The 19266-nt window shown below is 39.6% G+C and carries 20 protein-coding genes; 8 read left to right on the plus strand and 12 right to left on the minus strand.

The genetic code is table 11. The features are described from left to right. Positions 1–178: 178 nt before the first annotated feature. The 4 genes from DYH63_RS00280 to DYH63_RS00295 form a co-directional block, all read right to left on the minus strand. Complete coding sequence (locus tag DYH63_RS00280; protein WP_116786890.1) at positions 179–793, minus strand: bifunctional nuclease family protein; 615 nt, start codon at positions 791–793, stop codon at positions 179–181. A 96-nt stretch (positions 794–889) separates the two neighbouring features. Further along, positions 890–1858, minus strand: a complete 969-nt coding sequence (locus DYH63_RS00285; protein ID WP_116786891.1) for an electron transfer flavoprotein subunit alpha/FixB family protein — start codon at positions 1856–1858, stop codon at positions 890–892. 93 nt (positions 1859–1951) lie between these two features. Next, on the minus strand, positions 1952–2698 hold the full coding sequence (locus tag DYH63_RS00290) for an electron transfer flavoprotein subunit beta/FixA family protein (RefSeq protein WP_116786892.1): 747 nt from the start codon (positions 2696–2698) through the stop codon (positions 1952–1954). A gap of 234 nt (positions 2699–2932) precedes the next feature. Then, the gene (locus DYH63_RS00295; protein WP_116786893.1) at positions 2933–3595 is read right to left on the minus strand and encodes a hypothetical protein; all 663 of its coding nucleotides are present in this window, start codon (positions 3593–3595) and stop codon (positions 2933–2935) included. 182 nt (positions 3596–3777) lie between these two features. Here DYH63_RS00295 and DYH63_RS00300 point away from each other — a divergent pair, with 182 nt between their 5' ends. The 5 genes from DYH63_RS00300 to DYH63_RS00320 all read left to right on the plus strand — a co-directional run bounded on the left by DYH63_RS00300 (position 3778) and on the right by DYH63_RS00320 (position 9301). After that, positions 3778–4755, plus strand: coding sequence for a pyruvate dehydrogenase complex E1 component subunit beta (locus tag DYH63_RS00300; protein ID WP_116786894.1), 978 nt, complete (start codon positions 3778–3780; stop codon positions 4753–4755). A 148-nt stretch (positions 4756–4903) separates the two neighbouring features. Continuing rightward, positions 4904–7399: a DUF5686 and carboxypeptidase-like regulatory domain-containing protein gene (locus DYH63_RS00305; protein WP_116786895.1), complete on the plus strand. Its 2496-nt coding sequence runs from the start codon at positions 4904–4906 to the stop codon at positions 7397–7399. A gap of 59 nt (positions 7400–7458) precedes the next feature. Beyond that, positions 7459–7941 carry a hypothetical protein gene (locus DYH63_RS00310; protein WP_116786896.1) on the plus strand — a complete coding sequence of 161 codons (483 nt, stop codon included), beginning with the start codon at positions 7459–7461 and terminating at the stop codon, positions 7939–7941. Between the two features lie 84 nt (positions 7942–8025). Next, a complete protein-coding gene (locus DYH63_RS00315; protein WP_116786897.1) occupies positions 8026–8577 on the plus strand; it encodes a hypothetical protein in 552 nt (183 codons plus the stop codon). A 199-nt stretch (positions 8578–8776) separates the two neighbouring features. Then, a complete protein-coding gene (locus DYH63_RS00320; RefSeq protein WP_116786898.1) occupies positions 8777–9301 on the plus strand; it encodes an inorganic diphosphatase in 525 nt (174 codons plus the stop codon). Between the two features lie 103 nt (positions 9302–9404). On the opposite strand, the gene DYH63_RS00325 is transcribed toward DYH63_RS00320, so the two are convergent. From DYH63_RS00325 to DYH63_RS00360, 8 genes are all read right to left on the minus strand, one after another. Beyond that, on the minus strand, positions 9405–10019 hold the full coding sequence (locus DYH63_RS00325) for a deoxynucleoside kinase (protein ID WP_116786899.1): 615 nt from the start codon (positions 10017–10019) through the stop codon (positions 9405–9407). Beyond that, positions 10019–10813: a hypothetical protein gene (locus tag DYH63_RS00330; protein ID WP_116786900.1), complete on the minus strand. Its 795-nt coding sequence runs from the start codon at positions 10811–10813 to the stop codon at positions 10019–10021. Before DYH63_RS00330 ends, DYH63_RS00325 begins: the two co-directional genes overlap by 1 nt. 59 nt (positions 10814–10872) lie before the next feature. Next, positions 10873–11280 (minus strand): GxxExxY protein, encoded by a 408-nt coding sequence (locus DYH63_RS00335; protein WP_116786901.1) that lies wholly within the window; start codon positions 11278–11280, stop codon positions 10873–10875. Positions 11281–11514: 234 nt separating this feature from the next. After that, a complete protein-coding gene (locus DYH63_RS00340; RefSeq protein ID WP_240409042.1) occupies positions 11515–12231 on the minus strand; it encodes a LytR/AlgR family response regulator transcription factor in 717 nt (238 codons plus the stop codon). Beyond that, complete coding sequence (locus tag DYH63_RS00345; RefSeq protein ID WP_116786902.1) at positions 12221–13270, minus strand: sensor histidine kinase; 1050 nt, start codon at positions 13268–13270, stop codon at positions 12221–12223. The genes DYH63_RS00340 and DYH63_RS00345 overlap by 11 nt, the downstream gene beginning before the upstream one ends. Beyond that, complete coding sequence (locus DYH63_RS00350) at positions 13264–13584, minus strand: DUF4907 domain-containing protein (protein ID WP_116786903.1); 321 nt, start codon at positions 13582–13584, stop codon at positions 13264–13266. The genes DYH63_RS00345 and DYH63_RS00350 overlap by 7 nt, the downstream gene beginning before the upstream one ends. Further along, positions 13577–14566, minus strand: coding sequence for a Kelch repeat-containing protein (locus tag DYH63_RS00355; protein ID WP_240409043.1), 990 nt, complete (start codon positions 14564–14566; stop codon positions 13577–13579). Before DYH63_RS00355 ends, DYH63_RS00350 begins: the two co-directional genes overlap by 8 nt. Beyond that, on the minus strand, positions 14566–15417 hold the full coding sequence (locus DYH63_RS00360) for a DUF6268 family outer membrane beta-barrel protein (protein WP_116786905.1): 852 nt from the start codon (positions 15415–15417) through the stop codon (positions 14566–14568). Before DYH63_RS00360 ends, DYH63_RS00355 begins: the two co-directional genes overlap by 1 nt. A gap of 226 nt (positions 15418–15643) precedes the next feature. Here DYH63_RS00360 and DYH63_RS00365 point away from each other — a divergent pair, with 226 nt between their 5' ends. The 3 genes from DYH63_RS00365 (at position 15644) to DYH63_RS00375 (ending at position 19264) form a co-directional block, all read left to right on the plus strand. After that, complete coding sequence (locus tag DYH63_RS00365) at positions 15644–16966, plus strand: DUF4270 family protein (RefSeq protein ID WP_116786906.1); 1323 nt, start codon at positions 15644–15646, stop codon at positions 16964–16966. Beyond that, positions 16956–18191, plus strand: a complete 1236-nt coding sequence (bamG, locus tag DYH63_RS00370; RefSeq protein WP_116786907.1) for a BamG family beta-barrel-assembly machinery protein — start codon at positions 16956–16958, stop codon at positions 18189–18191. The genes DYH63_RS00365 and bamG overlap by 11 nt, the downstream gene beginning before the upstream one ends. Positions 18192–18379: 188 nt before the next feature. Continuing rightward, the gene (locus tag DYH63_RS00375) at positions 18380–19264 is read left to right on the plus strand and encodes a GLPGLI family protein (RefSeq protein ID WP_116786908.1); all 885 of its coding nucleotides are present in this window, start codon (positions 18380–18382) and stop codon (positions 19262–19264) included. Positions 19265–19266 lie beyond the last annotated feature (2 nt).

Below are 19266 nucleotides of genomic sequence, written 5' to 3' on the forward strand. Positions count from 1 at the left end.
TGAAAATTACTTTGGTAACATGCAAATCTCCCTATTGAATTACTGCTGCAAGGTAAAAAAGTAAGGTATACATTATGTAATATGGCCTGTTTTTTTATTATCAGAGTTATCCACATAAAAAAAGCTGCACATTAAGTACAGCTCTTTTTTCAAATTTTCAAATCGAAGAATTTTCAAATTATGATTCCCTCTTTGATATTTCATCGCGTATTTTGGCTGCTTTTTCGTAGTCTTCGTTTTGTACTGCAGTTTCAAGCTGCTCGTGCAGTTCCTGCAGGTTATATTGAGAATAGCCCTCGCCGGAAACAATATTTTCTGTACCAAAGGTTTCTGTAGGAGCAAGTACATCGTCATGCTGTTCATCTTCCTGATCCGGATTTATCTTAAGATAAATACCGGCCTTATCAAGTATGTTCTTGTAAGTAAAAATAGGGGCGTTGAAACGTAGTGCCAGTGCAATAGCATCGCTGGTGCGGGCATCGATAATTTCTTCAATGCGGTCGCGTTCGCAAATAATGCTGCTAAAAAACACACCATCTACAAGCTTATGTATTATAACCTGCTTAACAACAATGTCAAACCTGTCTGCAAAGTTTTTAAACAGATCGTGTGTTAGCGGCCTTGGCGGTTTTATTTCTTTTTCTAAAGCAATGGCTATAGATTGTGCTTCAAAAGCGCCTATAACAATAGGTAGTTTACGTTCTCCGTCTACTTCATTTAAAATCAGGGCATAGGCGCCATTCTGGGTCTGGCTGTATGAAATTCCCTTTATAGTAAGTTTTACTAAGCTCATGTTGGTTCTTTCCTGTATACAAAAAAAGGCTATCGGGCAAAGATAAAAACTATCCTGTACCTGATAGCCCAATTAGGGGCACAATTTATAATAAAATTATGAGTTTTGCGCCTTGAAAGCTTTTATTTTTTCTGTTAGCTTAGGAAGGATATCAAAGGCATCGCCCACCACGCCATAGTCTGCTACTTTAAAGAAAGGTGCTTCGGGGTCGCTGTTAATAACCACTTTTACCTTACTGCTGTTAATACCTGCAATGTGCTGAATAGCGCCCGAGATACCCACGGCAACATACAGGTTAGCGGCTACCGGCTTACCGGTTTGGCCCACGTGCTCGCTATGAGGCCTCCAGCCAAGGTCTGATACGGGTTTAGAACAGGCCGTTGCAGCGCCAAAGGCAGCGGCAAGGTCTTCTATTAATCCCCAGTTTTCAGGGCCCTTAAGTCCGCGTCCGCCAGACACTACCACTTCAGCATCAGCTATAGTTACCTTTCCGCTAACTTTTTCTGATGATTGTACGGTAACGCTAAAGTCGCCATCATTTAATGATGGGCTAAAATCCTCTTCAACAAGAGAAGCTGCGTTTTCTTTTAAACCATATGAGTTTTTGCCAATAGCAAGTACTTTTACATCTGTTGTTATCTCTGTAATGTTAAATGCCTTATTAGAGAAAGCATTTCTTTTTACCTGAAATGGTGCAAGGCTTTGTGGCAGGGCTACAACATTGCTGGCATAACCGGCCTCAAGTGCTACAGCTACAAGCGGTGCTACATAAAGGCTGTCTGTGTTGCTTGAAAACAATACAAATTTTGAGTCTTCTTTAGCTGCGGCCTGCTTTACTACATCGGCATATGCCTTTGCGTTAAAAGCTTTAAGCTTGTCGCTGTTTACCTTAAGTACTTTATCTACACCATAAGCAGCAAGTGCAGAAGCATCGCTAACGTTAATGGCAACAGCAGTAACGGTTGTTCCGGTTTGTCCGGCTATGTTCTTTGCGTAAGAAGCAAGCTCAAACGCGGTCTTTTTAAATTTTCCTTCGGCCGATTCGGCATATATAAGTATAGACATGTTTTTTAATTTGAAAATTGTACAATTTGAAAATTTGAAAATTCTTTAACGATGCTACTAATTTTCAAATTAGCACATCTTCAAATTTTCAAATTAGATTACTTTCGCCTCAGTGTGCAGTAAATTTACAAGCTCATCAAGGTTGTCCGGGCTTATCAGCTTCACAGCCGATTTTGGTGCAGGTTTTTCAAACTTCACGGCTTTTGTTTTAGCATCTGCGCTTACCGGCTCCAGTATGGTAAGGGCTTTTGTGCGTGCTGCCATAATGCCGCGCATGTTAGGTATACGCAGGTCTTTTTCTTCAACAAGGCCTTTTTGTCCGCCTATAACAAGAGGTAGTTTAGCGCTCAGAGTTTCTTTACCACCGTCTATCTCACGAATTGCGGTAGCGTCATTTCCGGTAACGTCTACTTTAATACAGCCGTTTACAAAATCAGCGCCTGTTAGTGCAGCAAGCATACCGGGTACCATACCACCGTTATAATCTAAAGATTCTTTACCGGCTATAACAAGGTCGTAACCACCATTTTTAACTACTTCGGCAAGTTGTTTTGCAACAAAAAAACCATCGGTAGGGACAGCGTTTACACGAATAGCTTCATCTGCGCCTATGGCCAGGGCTTTGCGAAGTGTAGCCTCGGCATCGGGGCCGCCTACATTTACTACTGTTACGGTAGCGCCTGCCTGTTCTTTAAACCAGATGGCGCGCGTAAGGCCAAATTCATCATTAGGATTTATAACAAACTGAACACCATTGGTATCAAACTCGCTGTCACCATTGGTAAAATTGATTTTTGCGGTAGTATCAGGCACGTGGCTGATGCAGACTAATATTTTCATTATATATAAATTATAACGTTTGATTATTGATATTACGAAGTTAATAAAATATTTCAAATAAAAAACTATGCATGCATATTAAATATGTTTTTAATGAAAAACTCATCAAAAAAATAATATACCCATAAAAATAAAGCCCTATAAAGGGCTTTTGGTGATTTATCGTGAAATAATTGGCTTGTTGCTAAAATATAGTCTTTTTGCAAGCCCACTATGTTTTAGTTGGAGATATTGTTAGTTTTTCTTATAGTCAATATAGGCCTTTACTAATGGTAGCAAGTCCTCGGCCTTAAATTCTTTTTTTTCTATACGTTCAATAAACTTTGTTTCCCCTGTAAAATATGCTGCTGCTGTTTTTCTGAAAAGGCTTTCTTCTCCTATTATTGTTGCACCATTTGTCATTGCAGAAATGCTGGTTGCAGCCTCTTCTCCCGGGCGTTTTAATAGCAGTGCAATTGATGCCCAGGTTCCGCCATTATCTGTTGTCTTAGTTATCATGTTGCCGTCTTTATCTATAATATAGCTTTGGCCTGCATAGTAATATGCAATTTCCGGAGTGGCGTAGCGTACCAGCATCCAGCTTTTATTTTTTGAAGTTTTTTCGCGCACTTTACCAAAAGACTTAATGACCTGGCGAATAGCAAGATTATCAAACATAAATGTATTTCCGTTGTCTGTAGATACTGTTACCTTACTAACGTCTTTAAATTTTAATGACTCAGGCCTGCCTTTTTCATCAGTTTTAAAATTAAATGATCCGTCGAGCAGCCTGTTTGATGGTAGTTCTGAAAATCCTGTGCGGGTTTCGCCATTAGCGAGTAAAATCTCTGCTTTGTAAAACTGGGCGTTTACACTTATAAAAAGTAATAGTGCCAAAAAAGTAAGCTGTTTTTTCATAATGTATTGGTTGGTTTAAAATTTGATTAAAAATAAAGATTATATTTTTAGTTTGAGTTGTACGGCACAAAAAAACAAGCTTAAATTAATTTTGAGGAGTATTATTTGCCTTTGAAAAATAGTTTTAAATAATATAAAATCTTTATTTTTGCCATTCATTTAACCACGCGAAATAATTTTACATGAGAACAATACAATTCAGGGAAGCGGTTTGCGAAGCAATGAGCGAAGAAATGCGTCGTGATGAAGCGATTTACCTAATGGGTGAAGAGGTAGCCGAATATAACGGTGCCTATAAAGCCTCTAAAGGAATGCTTGACGAATTTGGCCCAAAAAGGGTTATCGATACCCCAATTGCTGAGCTGGGCTTTGCCGGTATAGCAGTAGGTTCTGCCATGAACGGCAACAGGCCTATTGTAGAATTCATGACCTTTAACTTTGCCCTTGTGGGTATCGACCAGATAATAAACAACGCAGCTAAAATACGCCAGATGAGTGCCGGCCAGTTTAACTGCCCTATAGTATTCCGTGGGCCTACAGCATCTGCAGGCCAGCTGGGTGCTACACACAGCCAGGCTTTTGAAAACTGGTATGCTAACACACCGGGACTTAAAGTTGTTGTGCCATCTAACGTTTATGACTGTAAAGGTTTACTTAAAGCTGCTATTCGTGATAACGACCCTGTAATCTTTATGGAGTCTGAGCAAATGTATGGAGACAAAGGTGAAGTGCCTGAGGGAGATTACACAATTCCACTGGGTGTTGCCGATGTTAAGCGTGAAGGTACAGATGTTACTGTAGTGTCTTTTGGTAAAATAATCAAAGAAGCCTTTGCTGCTGCTGAAGAACTTCAGAAAGAAGGTATAAGCCTTGAAATTATCGACCTTAGGACTATTCGCCCTATGGATCATGAAACAATACTAACATCTGTTAAGAAAACAAACAGGCTAGTAATACTTGAAGAGGCATGGCCATTTGGCTCTATCGCTTCAGAAATTACTTATATTGTTCAGGAGCGTGCGTTTGATTATCTTGATGCACCTATCCAGAGGATAACAACTGCAGATACCCCTGCACCTTATTCTCCTGTACTGCTAAAAGAATGGTTACCTAATGCAGGCGACCTTATAAAAGCGGTTAAGAAAGTTATGTACAAATAAGATTTTTTGATGCGTTGATTTGTCAATTTTGAAAACTGTTGCATGGGCAGCTAATTTTCAAATCAGGACACTCAGCGTTTCTCAAATTATTACTATATATTTGAAACTTCATCATACTAAATGATGAAGTTTTTTGTTATATGCCTATATGAAAAGAAAGTTACTGTTTGCCTTTTGGGCCATATTTTTATTTGCAATAAATGCTTTGGCTCAAACCAAGGTTAGCGGTGTTGTATCTGACGATAAAAACCTCCCACTACCTTATGTTAATGTTTATTTTTTAGGAACAAATGAAGGTGTTATAACCGATGAGAATGGTAAGTTTTACCTGGAGTCTAAAAATACATATACTGATTTACAAATATCTTTTGTAGGGTTTGCTACAAAAGAATTTCACCTGGATAACCCGGTAAGCTACAATCTTAAGATAAAGCTTGCCGAAGGTAATGAACTTAAGGAGGTTGTGCTCTACAGCGGCAAGATGCCAAAGAAAGGCAACCCCGCGATAGATATACTGCGTAAAATATGGGAGCGCCGCCGCAAAAATGGCCTGCATATGTTTAAACAGTATGAGTACGATAAATATGAAAAGGTAGAATTTGACCTTAACAATATAGACAGTGCCATGACTAAGAGCAAACTCTTTAAAGGCATGGAGTTTATATTTGAAAAAGTAGATACCAGCAATATTACCGGAAAAAGCTACCTGCCTATATTTATAAATGAGCAGCTAAGCCAGGTGTATGGCGATAATACCACAAAAAAGAAGAAGGAAAAAGTATCTGCTAACAAAAATTCAGGTTTTAGTAACAACCAGCAAATAATTGCTTTTGTAAAAGACCTGTATGCTGATTATGACATCTATAACAACTACTTAAAGTTTTTTGATAAAGACTTTGTGAGTCCGCTATCGCGCACGGGTATCAATGTATACAACTATGTGCTTGCAGACAGCTCTTTTGTAGATAAAAAATGGTGCTACAATATAGTGTTTTACCCACGCCGTAAGGGCGAGCTTACCTTTAAGGGTAATTTTTGGGTAAATGATACTACATATGCTATTAAAAAAATAGCCATGAGTGCCAGCAAAAGTGCTAACATTAACTGGGTAAAAGATATTTACATTGAGCAGGAGTTTGATGTGTTAAACGACTCTGTATTTTTGCTGAAACGCGACCATATGATGAGCGATTTTGCCCTGCGCAAAAAAGAAGAATCTAAAGGCGTGTATGGCAAACGTACAACGCTATACCGTGATTATGTTTTTGACCGAAAGAAGCCGGATGATTTTTATGCTGCCGACGTGAATTTTAACGATGAAACCATACTCAATAAGAGTGATGAGTTTTGGGATGAAAACCGCTTCGAATCGCTCAATAAAGATGAGAAGGGCGTTTATAAAATGCTCGATACCCTAAAAACCGTACCAAGGTTTAAGCACATGTACGACCTTGTAGCCACATTGGGCAGCGGTTATTACCAGATGGGGAATTTTGATTACGGCCCTATTTTTTCTACGTTTGGGTTTAATGACGTAGAGGGTATAAGGCTGCGAACGGGTGGGCGTACCTATTTTGGGCAAAACGACCCGTGGCGAATTGAGGGCTATACAGCTTATGGGTTTAAAGATAACCAGTTTAAATATGGTATAAGCGGCAAGTGGATGATTAATAAGCGTAAGCGTATTATATTACAGGCCGGTAACCGCCGCGATATAGAACAAATAGGGGTAAGCCTAACGGCAACTAACGATGTGCTGGGGCGTAGTTTTGCCTCATCATCTTTATTCTCCAGCGGAAATAATAACAGGCTTACATCTATTAATTTTACAACCTTTAGCGCAGAGATAGAGCCGGTAAAAAACCTGGTATTGCGTACCAGTCTTAACTACCGCACATTAAAATCGGCAGACAGGGATGCCTTTAGCCTGGATTACTGGAAAGATGTTAACGACCATAGTAAAGGGACAGAAGGTTTTGTTAATCAATATGAATTTGGGTTCTTTATAGATTATACCCCTAAACGCCGCACTGTAGGCTATGGTGTAGAGCGTAGCGACGTAGATTATAACTACTCGCACCTGTTTCTTAACTTTAACCAGGGCGTGAAAGGAATACTAAACAGCGATTTTGAATACCAAAAGCTACAATTTTATTATCGCCAGCCTGTTCTTGTAGGTGGTTTTGGCCGCCTGTTTACTACGTTCGAAGCCGGTAAAATATTTGGTACTGTGCCGCTAAGCCTTATGGGGGTTATACCCGGTAACCAGAGCTGGTTTAGCATAGAAAATACATATAACCTGCTGGATTACTATGAATTTGTGGCAGATGAATATGTGTCGCTGCACCTGGAACACAATTTTAACGGGAGGCTGTTTAGCCGCATACCGGGACTTCGGGATCTTAACCTTCGCGAAATTATTGGTATTAAAGGTGTTTACGGAACGGTATCGGATAAAAATATTGCGCTTAATGCCAGTAATCTTACATATCGGGCTCCTGAAGACGTTTATTGGGAATACCATGCCGGGGTAGGAAATATCTTTAAGGTTTTTCGTATCGATTTTGCCTGGAGGGGTAGCTATCTTAGCATTCCCGATGCTAATAAATTTGCTGTAAAAGGATCTTTTGGGTTTTATTTTTAAATGCTAAAATCTGATAAAAAATTGTATTTTCGTGGCAATACAATTTCAGACCCCCAGCTATGAAAATTTTTTGTACATCCCTTGTACTGTTGCTTGTTTTTGTTTCCTGCAAAAAAGATGTGGCACCTTTAAGCGGGGTTTCATATCCTGCTATAAGTGTAGGTGTTGAAAAAAATGGTGCCCTTGAAGTGGTAAACCAAGATGTTATTAAGCAGGAGTGGGAAGCACAGCTCCTTGCTGAGGGAGCTACCCGTCAAATTTCAGGGTTTCAGATTATAAAAGGTATGTCTAAAGGAGGTAGTCCTATAAGTTATTATATGCTTATGGCTACCTGCACAGACCATAAAACAACTATGGCTGCCCTGCTGGAGCGTAAAGGTAATGACTTGTTTTTTATACCGGACATTGCTTCTGTCATCTGCTCTGGAGGTTGTGAACATGGTTGTGCGCCTGCCGTTTCGTCTAAAAACGATGCTCTGTATATTATTTGTTCTGAGTGTGCAGATTGTGTGAAAACCGATTTTTTTTTAAATTTCCCGTAATGTAGAATATTAACATTTTCTTGGCGAATCAGATTTAAGGAAAGTTCTACATTCGTAGCACATTCAACTAAACAATCAATCGACATGAAAAACACTTTACTAAAAATTACGGCAGTGCTGGCTATTATATTTTTGATAGGCGCCTGTAGTACAGATGAAACGTCTGTTAAAAATGATGCGCAGCAAAATGGTACATTACTTGCAAAAGGTAGCATTTGGGAAGGAGCTTTGGGAACTGTAAACAGCGTTGGACAAACAAAATTTGCGGTAAATAAGAATCTTCTTCTTGCAGATTTTGAATCGATACTGGCAGACCAGGGAGAGCCAACAGATCTTACCGACATTTTTTTTGAACTTAAAAAGAACGAAACAGATCCTGATGACCAGACTTATGTGCTTATAGGTACTAATGGTGGAGGTACAAGTATTGGAGTAATGTTAAAAGCAGTTGGCGCATCTAGCCTGTACCTTGATGATGCTAATTTTAGTAGTGTTAGCGAAGGTTTTACGAGTACTACCTGTCGTGGTTGTGCTACAGGCTGTAACATGGCATTTATAAGGCTACAGGGAAAAAAAGTATTTTACTGCAATGAGAACGGATGTGGTGAGTTTTGTACTAAAAACGAATCTAACTAAGTATTCATTTTGCACATATATAAAGGTTAAGAAGGTTCCCGATTGGGAACCTTTTTTTGTATATCGTTTAAAATGTTGGTTTTTATATTATTGAATTGTAAAATTGCTAACTGCAATGGCAGTTTTTTAGGCGGTGGCGGTTGTTACTTTGATTTTTATGCTATTTTTGCGCAGCGTTAACAAAAATCCAAAATTTAAAATGTCAGCAACAAAAACATTTGATGTACTTATAGAGATACCAAGGGGTAGCAGGAACAAATATGAATATGATTTTGATATCAAAAGAATCCGTTTTGACAGGATGCTTTACTCATCAATGATGTACCCTGCAGATTATGGTTTTATACCTGAAACCCTTGCGCTTGACAACGATCCTCTTGACGTGCTTGTATGGTTTACAGAGCCTTCGTTTCCTGGATGTGTTGTAGAGGTTAAGCCTATAGGTGTATTTTATATGTCTGATGATAAAGGCGACGACGAAAAAATAATCTGTGTGCCGGTTTCAGACCCTATTGCATGCAAAATGAACGACCTGTCTGACCTTAACGAACACTTTACGAAAGAGGTTGAGCACTTCTTTAAAGTGTACAAAGATCTTGAGAACAAAACTGTAGATGTAAGAGGCTGGGGCGACCGCGCTGCTGCTGAAACGCTTATAGCAGAATGCACAGAGCGTTTTAATAATATCGAAAACAAGCCGGAAGGCCTTTTCAGCATAAAATAATTTTAGGATTATCTCTAAAGCAAAAAGCAGCACTAAATTTAGTGCTGCTTTTTTATTTTATATGGTTCATATCATTAAACTGCGAACAAAAAACTATAAACAATTAAAATAGTCCGTTTAGTTCGGCATTAATACGGTTAATAATGTCGCCCAGATCTTCGGGGTTATCTACAAAATTAGTTTTGTCTACGTCTATAATTAACAGCTTGCCCTTATCATAGCCCTGTATCCAGGCTTCGTAGCGCTCATTTAGCCGGCTAAGGTATTCTATGCTAATAGAGTTTTCATAATCGCGGCCACGCTTGTGTATGTGGCTAACCAGGTTGGGTATGCTGCTGCGCAGGTATATTAACAGGTCTGGTGCTCCTACAAAGCCTTCCATAAGCTCAAACAGCGATTTGTAGTTACCAAAGTCGCGGTTGCTCATAAGGCCCATGGCATGAAGGTTTGGCGCAAATATGTGCGAGTCTTCATAAATGGTACGATCCTGTATAATGTTTTTGCCGCTTTCCCTAAACTGGAGGATTTGGCTAAAACGTGAGTTTAAGAAATAGATCTGTAAATTAAACGACCAGCGTTCCATCTGGTGGTAAAAATCGTCGAGATATGGGTTGTCTACAACATCTTCATAATGGGGTTCCCATTTAAAGTGTTTGGCCAATAGGCCTGTAAGTGTGGTTTTTCCGGCGCCGATGTTGCCTGCTACAGCTATATGCATTATCTGGGTAAACTAATTTTGTACTGTATAAATTCGATTGGGGTAAAAATACTTAAAATTCCGTCCTTATAATAGAAAGCGGTAAACGTTTTTTCAGTTATTGTTAAAGGTGTTTGCTTTTGAGACGCTAAATCATACTGGTATAGGTTGTTGTCTTTTTTTAATAATAACATAGATGGCGATAATAGCTGTGCATCATCAAATGCGGGAGCAGTACCTAAAGCAGTAACGGTGCCAAACAGGTTGAGGGCAAAACATTTGCCACTATGGTCTGCCCAGTAAAAATAATTGTAATCGCTCTGGTACCAGGCTATGCCATCGTTAAAGGGAGGTGTAAGTGTGCGAAACGCATTGCGCACAGGGTCATACAAACCCAGTTGCTGTGTGGTAATATCAAACAGCCATAGCCGGTTTTGGCTCGCAAGTCCTGCTGCTTCGGCTATAATAGGTTTCGGAATTTCATTAAAACTTATTACGCTTGTGGCATTAAGCTGGTTGTCCAGCAATACTACGGTATTGAATTTTCGGTAAAAGAGTACAATTTTCAGAGGATTTTGAAGGTCGGCTTTGTAAATGTCACCCAATGCAAGGTTTTTGTATTTTAGCACACGTCCATCTTTCTGTTTACGAAATTCGTTATCTGCAATAACATACTCCCATCCAAAGGCATCAGTGCCCACAAAACGCTCGGGGCGTTCTTTAGCGGTTGCCATTATGCGCACAGGCAGCAAGGCTTCCTGAGAGAAAGTGGTTACTGTAAAACAAAGTACAAACAGCGTGAGCAGTTTTTTCATAGAGGTAGGCTAAAGCTGTAAATGTAATGAAATAAATGAGCGGTATATTGTAAGATTTATTAAGGTAGTACAGAGAAAAATTCATTTACTAAGGTTTTTTGGCCTTCTTTAAAGATGTTGTTGCAGTTGAAATTTATTAATATGCCTTTCGGACATTTTAAAAGCTTCATATAAGTAAGTAGCTGGGCATCAAATACACTTGTCATTTCATTAACTGATTTTAATTCTACAACAATACATTGCTCAATTAAAAGGTCACATCTAAAATCAATATTTAGCAATTTTCCCTTGTAGACGACCGGAATTTGCATTTCGGTCATAAAGTTGATATTACGTTGTAACAACTCCTCTTTTAAGCATTGATGATAAACATTTTCAAGTAAACCTTTTCCCATTATTTTATGAACTTCAATGGCGGCTCCAACGATTTGATAGGTAAGTTCGTCAAGATATTTTTTATTGATCATCTGTTGTTCTTTGTAGGCTAAACATGCAAATTAAACAATAATAATTTAACCACATAGAAACATAGCCAACAGACGTTTGAAAGAGTATCTAGGCAATATTTTTACACATAGGGACTGACCGCAGGCATTACTATGTGAATTATACTTTAAGTATAACTTATGCCCACTAGATATTGTAAATTTCTATGTTTCTATGTGGTTAAATTCTAGTGGGTAATGAATTTTGAAAATTCATTACAGTCCCAGCCTTTCAAAAAAAGATTTCTTATAAGATTCGCTTACGGGTATGCGCAGTGTATCTATAACAATGCGGTTGCGCTGTACAGAGTCTACATAGCTAAGATTTACAATATAAGAGTTGTGCACGCGAATAAACATTTTTTCCGGTAGTTTATCCATAAGGCCTTTAAAATTGCTCAGGGTAAGTACATACTTGCCGTTGTTCAGGTTTATCTTCAGGTAATCTTTAAGTCCTTGAATATATGTTATTTCAGATACAAATATTTTTACGCTGCCATATTCTGCTTTTACAAACACAAAGTTATCTTCTGCAGGTAGCTGTACAACCGCGGGCGCGGGCACAGGAGCAAATTCTTCTTTTACGGGATTTACCTTATTAAAGGCTTTAAGAAAACGCTTATATGATATGGGTTTTACAAGATAGTCTATGGCCTCCAGCTCAAAGCCCTCTACAGCATACTGTGGGTAAGCTGTTGTAAAAATAACCATAGGCTTATAGGCCAGGGTATCTATAAACTCCAGTCCTGTAAGTTGTGGCATCTGTATATCAAGAAATACAAGGTCTACGCTATTTTTATGTATAAAACCCAGTGCTTCCACCGGGTTGTTAAAACATTTAAGCACGCTAATTTCAGGCAGGGTACTACAGTAGTTTTGTATTACCTCTATGGCCAGCGGTTCGTCATCTATTATAACGGTTTTAATTTCCATTAAGGTCTATTGCCAGGTCTGCATAAAATTTGTTATTCTTACTAAAGGTTTCCAGTTTATAACTTTCAGGATAATATAACTTTATCCTTCTGAGGGTATTATCTATCCCAAGGCCGGATTTATCATCCTTTGTGGCCTGTGGGTTTATATCATTAACGGCAAGCATCCGTACCTGATTGTTTGTAATGGTAAATTTTATTGATATTTCGCTGCCGCGAGACGTGGTAACGCCATGTTTAAAAGCATTTTCTATAAAACAGATAAATAAAAGCGGGGGCAGGCTTATGCCGTGAGGATTACCTTCTACCTCATAATACACCTTATTGTTTTCGGTAAGGCGTAGCTTTTGCAGTTCTATATAACTTTCTATGTACGAAAGTTCATCGGTAAGGCGCACCATTTCTTTATTGGTTTCATAAAGCATATATCGCATCAGGTCGGCCAGGTTAAGCACTGCAACGGGTGTAGTATCAGACTTTTTTATTGAAAGCGAATAAATGGTATTAAGGGAGTTAAAAAAGAAATGTGGATTTAGCTGTGCCTTTAAAAAATTAAGTTCAGATGTTTTCTGCTCCGTTTCTGTCTCTTTTTGTTTTTTGTAGCTGGCATTCCATTCTACATACATTTTTAGTACGCTACTTAGCAGTATGTGCAGGCTAAACATTATAATATTAGGAAATACGTGCATACCCTTTTTAAACTGCATGGGGGGCTTGGGTATACCTTGCTGGTTATGGCGAAAAGGCGCTGGCCCCTCAAACTTAGAAAAGATATAAGAAAATGTGCCAATGAGTAAAACAATGGCCAGGGCATAGAGTAGCGGTTTGTTTTTTAGCAACAGTTGAGGTACCACTACAAAATAGTTAAAATAAAATATGGCAATACAAAATAGTATCTTTATGAAAAAAGAGATGGGCACGGTATCGTGCATGCGCATAAAATCGCCTACAGGCAAAAACAGGAACAGCGCCCAGAACACCAGGTGTATGGTAAAAAACCGGAGCCTGAAGGGTAGGCCATTATATGTTTTGTCTAGCATTTTGTTTTTATTTTTAGTGCGGTAAGTTCTTCTTTAGAAACGTATGGCGATTTATGTGCCTGAAGTTTTTGCAGCACCAAGTCGCATATTTTTTGTGCATCTGCTGTATCGCAAAATACATGGTTGCCATTAATGGCCGGTATTACGGTTTGCTTAATGAGCAGTTTTTTCCCTGCTGATATGGTATAGCCAAAGCCGGCGCCTACAGGGTAAACGTTACCCTGCAGGTGTGGCTCTGTACCAGTACCGCAGCCGGAGAAAAAAGCCGCGGCCAAAAAGCATATGAAATACAATTTAAAAAAACGCTTAGTCATCTTCGTCTAATTTTTCAAACGGTTCAAATTCAAACATGTCATCGTAGTAAGTATTGCCATATTTACCTAAAAGTATGAATGCTTTAGAACCGTTGTACAAAGAAAGTGCATCCTGGCGTGTAGATCCTTCAAAATCGGTCTTCCGCTTCCATTTGTCGGTAGACGGGTCATATTCCCATACCGAATTGATGTCGCCACCACATACATAGCCGTAATTTCCTACAGAAAAACCGGTTGCATTGGTGCGTTTTACATTATAGTCGCTATCATCATCAAGATCAGTAAGGCGTTTCCAGGTTTCACTTGTGGTATCAAATTCCCAAAAGTCATCCTGATTAGTACCATTAGATGATCCTGTGCCAAAATATACTTTTGTGCCTATTGTAAAAGTAAGTCCTTCGCGCCTTTTATTTCCGCCAAAGCCAAACTGCTCTTCCCAGGCATCAATAGCAGGGTTATAACGCCAAAAATCTTTTTTATCATTATCTCCGTCAAAGCCAGAACCTACATAGCCATAAGTATCAGAGCTAAATGCTACGGCAGCCCTGCGCGCGGTGCCTGTAAAACTGGCTACAGCTGTCCATGTATCAGTATTTGTGTCATACTTATAAAAATCGCCAAGTTCATCAGTACCGTCATAGCCGGTGCCTATATATCCGTTGCTGCCTATGGCAAAAGCTACTGCAGAACTGCGTGCCTTACCCGGAAGGTCAGCTTTCTGCTCCCAGTAGCCACCATCAATATTATATCTCCAAAAATCTTTCAGGTAGTTGTCGCCATCATAACCGGTGCCTGCATAGCCATAATTGCCAATGGTAAAGCCCGATACGCTGCTGCGTGGCGATCCGTCAAAAACAGTACTGGTTACCCAGTTGCCTATAGTACTATCGCCATCATCGCTGCCGCATGATACAGCCAGGGCACCCGCAAGTAGGAGCATCGCGATCCTGCCATTTAGGGTAAAAAAAGGTTTTCTCATCATTATTTAAAATTTAAATTGTATTTAAAGCCTGCAGATATGTAAATGTTTTTATTAAACCCCAGGTCGTATCCGCCCGATCCGGGTATGGTAAGTTTGTTGTAAACGCTGGAGCCTGTGCGAAATGTGCCCACCCATTCTTTACCTGCATTGTAATTATACTCCAGCCCGGTATTAATGGTAACCATTTCAAGCCCACTTATTTTTATAGTCGTAGGCGTTTCATATTGTGTAGCACTGCCTGTTTCTATACGGCTATAAAAACTATCGGCATAAGCAACAGCTTTAAGTACATGCGCATCATTAAATTTATAGGCCAGCCATGTAGCCGGTATGCCCACGTTAAAGGCCAGTTTTGTACTAAGCTGCCCGCTATAGTTAATGATGGGCATAAACCTGAATTTGCCAAAATATCCCTGGTAGCCCACACCCATGGTTAGTGCTGTAGTTCCGGTTTCATTCTTATATTTTATACCTGCAAAAAAGCCAGGGTATATATCTTTTATTTCGGTGTTTTTAAGGGTAGCGGTAAGCTGTGGTGTAAAGTTTGCAACCGCACTCCATCTTGTGTTAATGGCATTAGTGTAAGCCACTCCCAGTTTTATAGTAGTAATGTCTTTTATCCTATTGGTACTAAAATTGGTATCTGCCATATCATAATCAAAAGTGTATGCTGCTATGCCGGCGGTATATGTAAAGCTACCTGCTTGTAGGTTGTAGCCTGCCTCATGCCGAGTGAGCGATGTAGCACCGGCATTGTAGAGTGATGTGTAATCATAATTAAGGCTGTTTACTGTTTCCTGCGCAAAGCCGTTAAGGGCAACAAGAAGCAGGCTAAGTGTATATCGCAGCATAGGGCTAAAAAGTTTTGGGCAAACATATCCTGATTTTAATCCCGCAAAAACATTAATATATAGCCCGGGCACTTTAACCTATGGATGCTGCTTTTTTATCTATAGTAGCAGGCAGGGGTAAAGCGTCGTAAAATAGTTGTAATGTGTAGTTAAAATGAGCTGTGTTATCTATATGTTTTTTTTAAAGTGGAGACGTGGCTTTATTTAGCCGTATAATTAAAAAAACATGCAAAGGCTTTATAGTATTGTTCTTATTGTAGCCGTGGTAAGCACGGCGCTTTTTACATCTTGTACACATGATGGTTTGTACGACAGTTTTGAAACCGGCGGTAATTTTACCCAGAGCAATGTTAAAATTGTGCAGATAGATACCTTTGCGGTAAACATGTCTAGCTTTAGGTACGACAGCATAAGCAGTACCGGTAGCCGGCTACTTGTAGGACGCTATGATGATCCTGTTTTTGGCGAAATAAAATCTAGCGCTTTTATAGATTTTGTTCCGGCTTCATATTATTTTGATAGTAATGCCGTGTTTGACAGTATTGTACTTAACCTGCCTTACGACGGTTATTATTATAATGATACACTGGCACAGAAGACTATTAATGTACAGCAGCTTACTAAAGAGATACGCCTGCGTAATAACCAGACAGATTTTTATAATACGGGCAATGTTGCCACCGCTTCAGAAATTATAGGCAGCAAAACATTTTATCCGCGTATCAGTAAAGACTCTCTTACCATAAAGCTGGCTAACAACTTTGGTCAGAACCTGTTCGACAAGATACAGCACAACCAGATAAATGACGTAGATCAGCTTACTGATTATTTTAAAGGACTTAAAATATCTGCTGCTGATACTGAAGATGCTTCAATAATAGGTTTTGAAAGATCTGGCGCTTATATGCGCGTTTATTATTCTATTCCGGACGATGTAAGTACCGAAAGCGAATACCAGGATTTTACTTACTACAGCACTTCAGATCCTAAAGCGTTTAATAAGATAGAGGGTAACCGCAGCAATACATTACTGCGTAACCTGAACGGTCAGGAGAATGAAGGCACTTCATCATCTCTTAATAATCTTGCATTTATACAATCTGGCATTGGTATAACCACGCGTGTCGATTTTCCGTCGATACGAAACATCTATCAGGTAAATAATAACAATGGGCAGATATTTAAGGCAAACCTTAAGATTAGGCTTAACAATGCCTATTACAGCAAAAAACTGGCTACACCAGATTCTGTAGCAGTTTACGTAGCAGACCAGAATAACGACCTTGTGGGTCCGCTTACTACATCTGGCGGAGATGCTGTAATGGGGCATATAGATAAGAGCGATAACGAGAATAACGAGGTATACCTCATTATACCGGTAGATCCATTTTTAGATAAAATACTTAATAGCGCCACATATCTTAAATACGGGCTTGTGTTTTTTCCGCTAAACTATACCCAGTCAGTAAACAGGCTTGTACTTAACGGAGAAAACAACAGCCAGTATAAAACACGTTTAGAACTTACCTACACTATTTATGATAAATAAAACAGCACTGGCATTATTATTTCTTACAGTTACAGGCGCAATATTTGGGCAAAGCAATAACCAGACAAGCTCGCCTTATTCGTTATTTGGTATTGGCCGTTTTAATGAGGTAAATACCGGTATTACAAATGCACTGGGAAAAAGCGGCATTGCCCTCTCGGGAGAAAACAGCATTAATAACCTTAACCCGGCAGCATATGCAGACCTGCCTAAAAATTCATTTATGTTTGACATTGGTATAAAAGGAGAGCAAAACAGCTATACTAATAACCAGGACAATAATGTAAACATTAATACAAACTTTAGTAATATAAGCCTTGCGCTGGCCTTTTCAGAAAAATCTGGTCTGGGTATTTCGCTGTCGCCATACTCAGATGTAGGATATGTGTTACAAGGCGTAACCAGTACCATTGAAGGCTCGCAGGATACCTATAGTTCCTATATTACAGGGTCTGGTGGTTTAAATAATATAGCTGCTAATTACGGTTATAAGCTAACCCCAAAGCTTAATTTGGGCATTTTAGGTAACTATTTTTTTGGAAAGATAGCAGAGCAGGAAGAGCTTGCCCTGGAGTATGACTACCTTTCGGTAACAGAGAATAGTTACTATTCAGGCGTGCGCTTTGGGATAGGTATGCAGTATAAGTTTGATAAAGATTTTACAGTAGGGTCTGTAATAAACCTGCCTACTACACTTAGTGGTACCCAGGATAGGGATATTAAAAAAATAGTAAATAGTGTAACTACTAACGAAACCCAGGCATCCCGGGATATTGCCGGGTTTAAACTGCCGCTTGAGGTGGGTGCCGGCATTAAGTACAGTTATAAGTCATTTACTTTTAATGCCGATTATAAGCACCTTTTTTGGAATGCCACGGGTATGGAAGACAACATAGGTAAATTTACCGATTCTGACTTTTTTGGCATAGGGGCACAGTACGTAAACAATAAACTGCGTACATCCTATTTCGAAAAATTTCAGTACCGCATAGGCTGTAATATGGATAATGGCTATCTGGATGTAGACGGCGTGCGCATAAAAAATCTTGCGTTAACCAGTGGTATTGGTATTCCGCTGGGCGGGCGAAAATCGTTTCTTAATATATCCTATAGCTATGGGCAGCGCGGTGTTGTTTCTACCCGCTTGCTACAGGAAAAATACCATGCCTTTACCATTAACATCTGCCTGGAAGACCTATGGTTCCTAAAACGTAAGTATGAGTAGGCCTAACAGGCTATTGCTAAAGTTTGGGCTGCCAAAGATAACAGTTCATTCACACCATAAAACTACAGGTTAGCCTATATTTTGTAAGCGATTCTTATAAAATACACACATTTGCAAAATATTAGCGGTATCGTTGTAACCATTTGGGGTTTCAATAGTCTAACAAACAACAAAAGCAATCAATAGCAATGAAAAAATTTAGTGTGTTTCTAATAAGCCTGTTAGGTTTTGTGGCTACGGCGCAGGATTTTCAGGGTGTAGCTACATATGAATCTAAAACGGCCCTGCCGGATATGAGTGGCATGCGCCGCCCAAATGATATTACTCCCGAGATGGAAAAACAGATGCAGGAGCGTATGAAAAAAGCACTGGAAAAAACCTTTATCCTTACCTTTAACCGTACCGAGAGCACGTATCTTGAAGAAGAAAAACTGGATGCGCCGGGCGAAAATGGTGGCTTTAGGATGATGGCTAATTTTATGGGCGGTGGCGGAAAACATTATAAAAATGTAAAGGACAAACGTTTTTTAATGGAGAAGGAAGTGTTTGGTAAAGAGTTCCTGATTGATGATACCCTGCCGAAGATAAAATGGAAGATGGAGGCCGAAACCAGGAAGATAGGCCAGTACACCTGCTATAAAGCTACGGCAACTGTACCTACAGATAAAACTGATTTCAGGAATATGCGCCCTAAAAAACAGGAAGCTGCTGCCAAGACTGATGAGGCTAAAAAAGCAGAGGCCAAACCTACCAATTTTATGGACAGCATGGAGATGGCTAAAGAGGTAAATATCGTAGCGTGGTATACGCCCGATATACCTGTAAGCACAGGCCCGTCTAACTACTGGGGGCTACCCGGCCTGATACTGGAAGTTAGCGATGGCAAAACTACGCTGCTGTGCAGTAAAGTGGTTATGAACCCTAAAGAAAAAGCAGAGATCAAAAAACCTTCTAAAGGAAAAAAGGTTACCCAGGCCGAATATGAAGACACGGTAACTAAAAAAATGGAAGAGATGCGCCAGATGGGCGGTCCCGGTGGCCCTGGTGGCGGCAGGCCTCCACGCATGAACTAATC

The sequence above is a fragment of the Flavobacterium psychrotrophum genome (assembly GCF_003403075.1).
GTDB classification, from domain to species: Bacteria; Bacteroidota; Bacteroidia; order Flavobacteriales; family Flavobacteriaceae; genus Flavobacterium; species Flavobacterium psychrotrophum.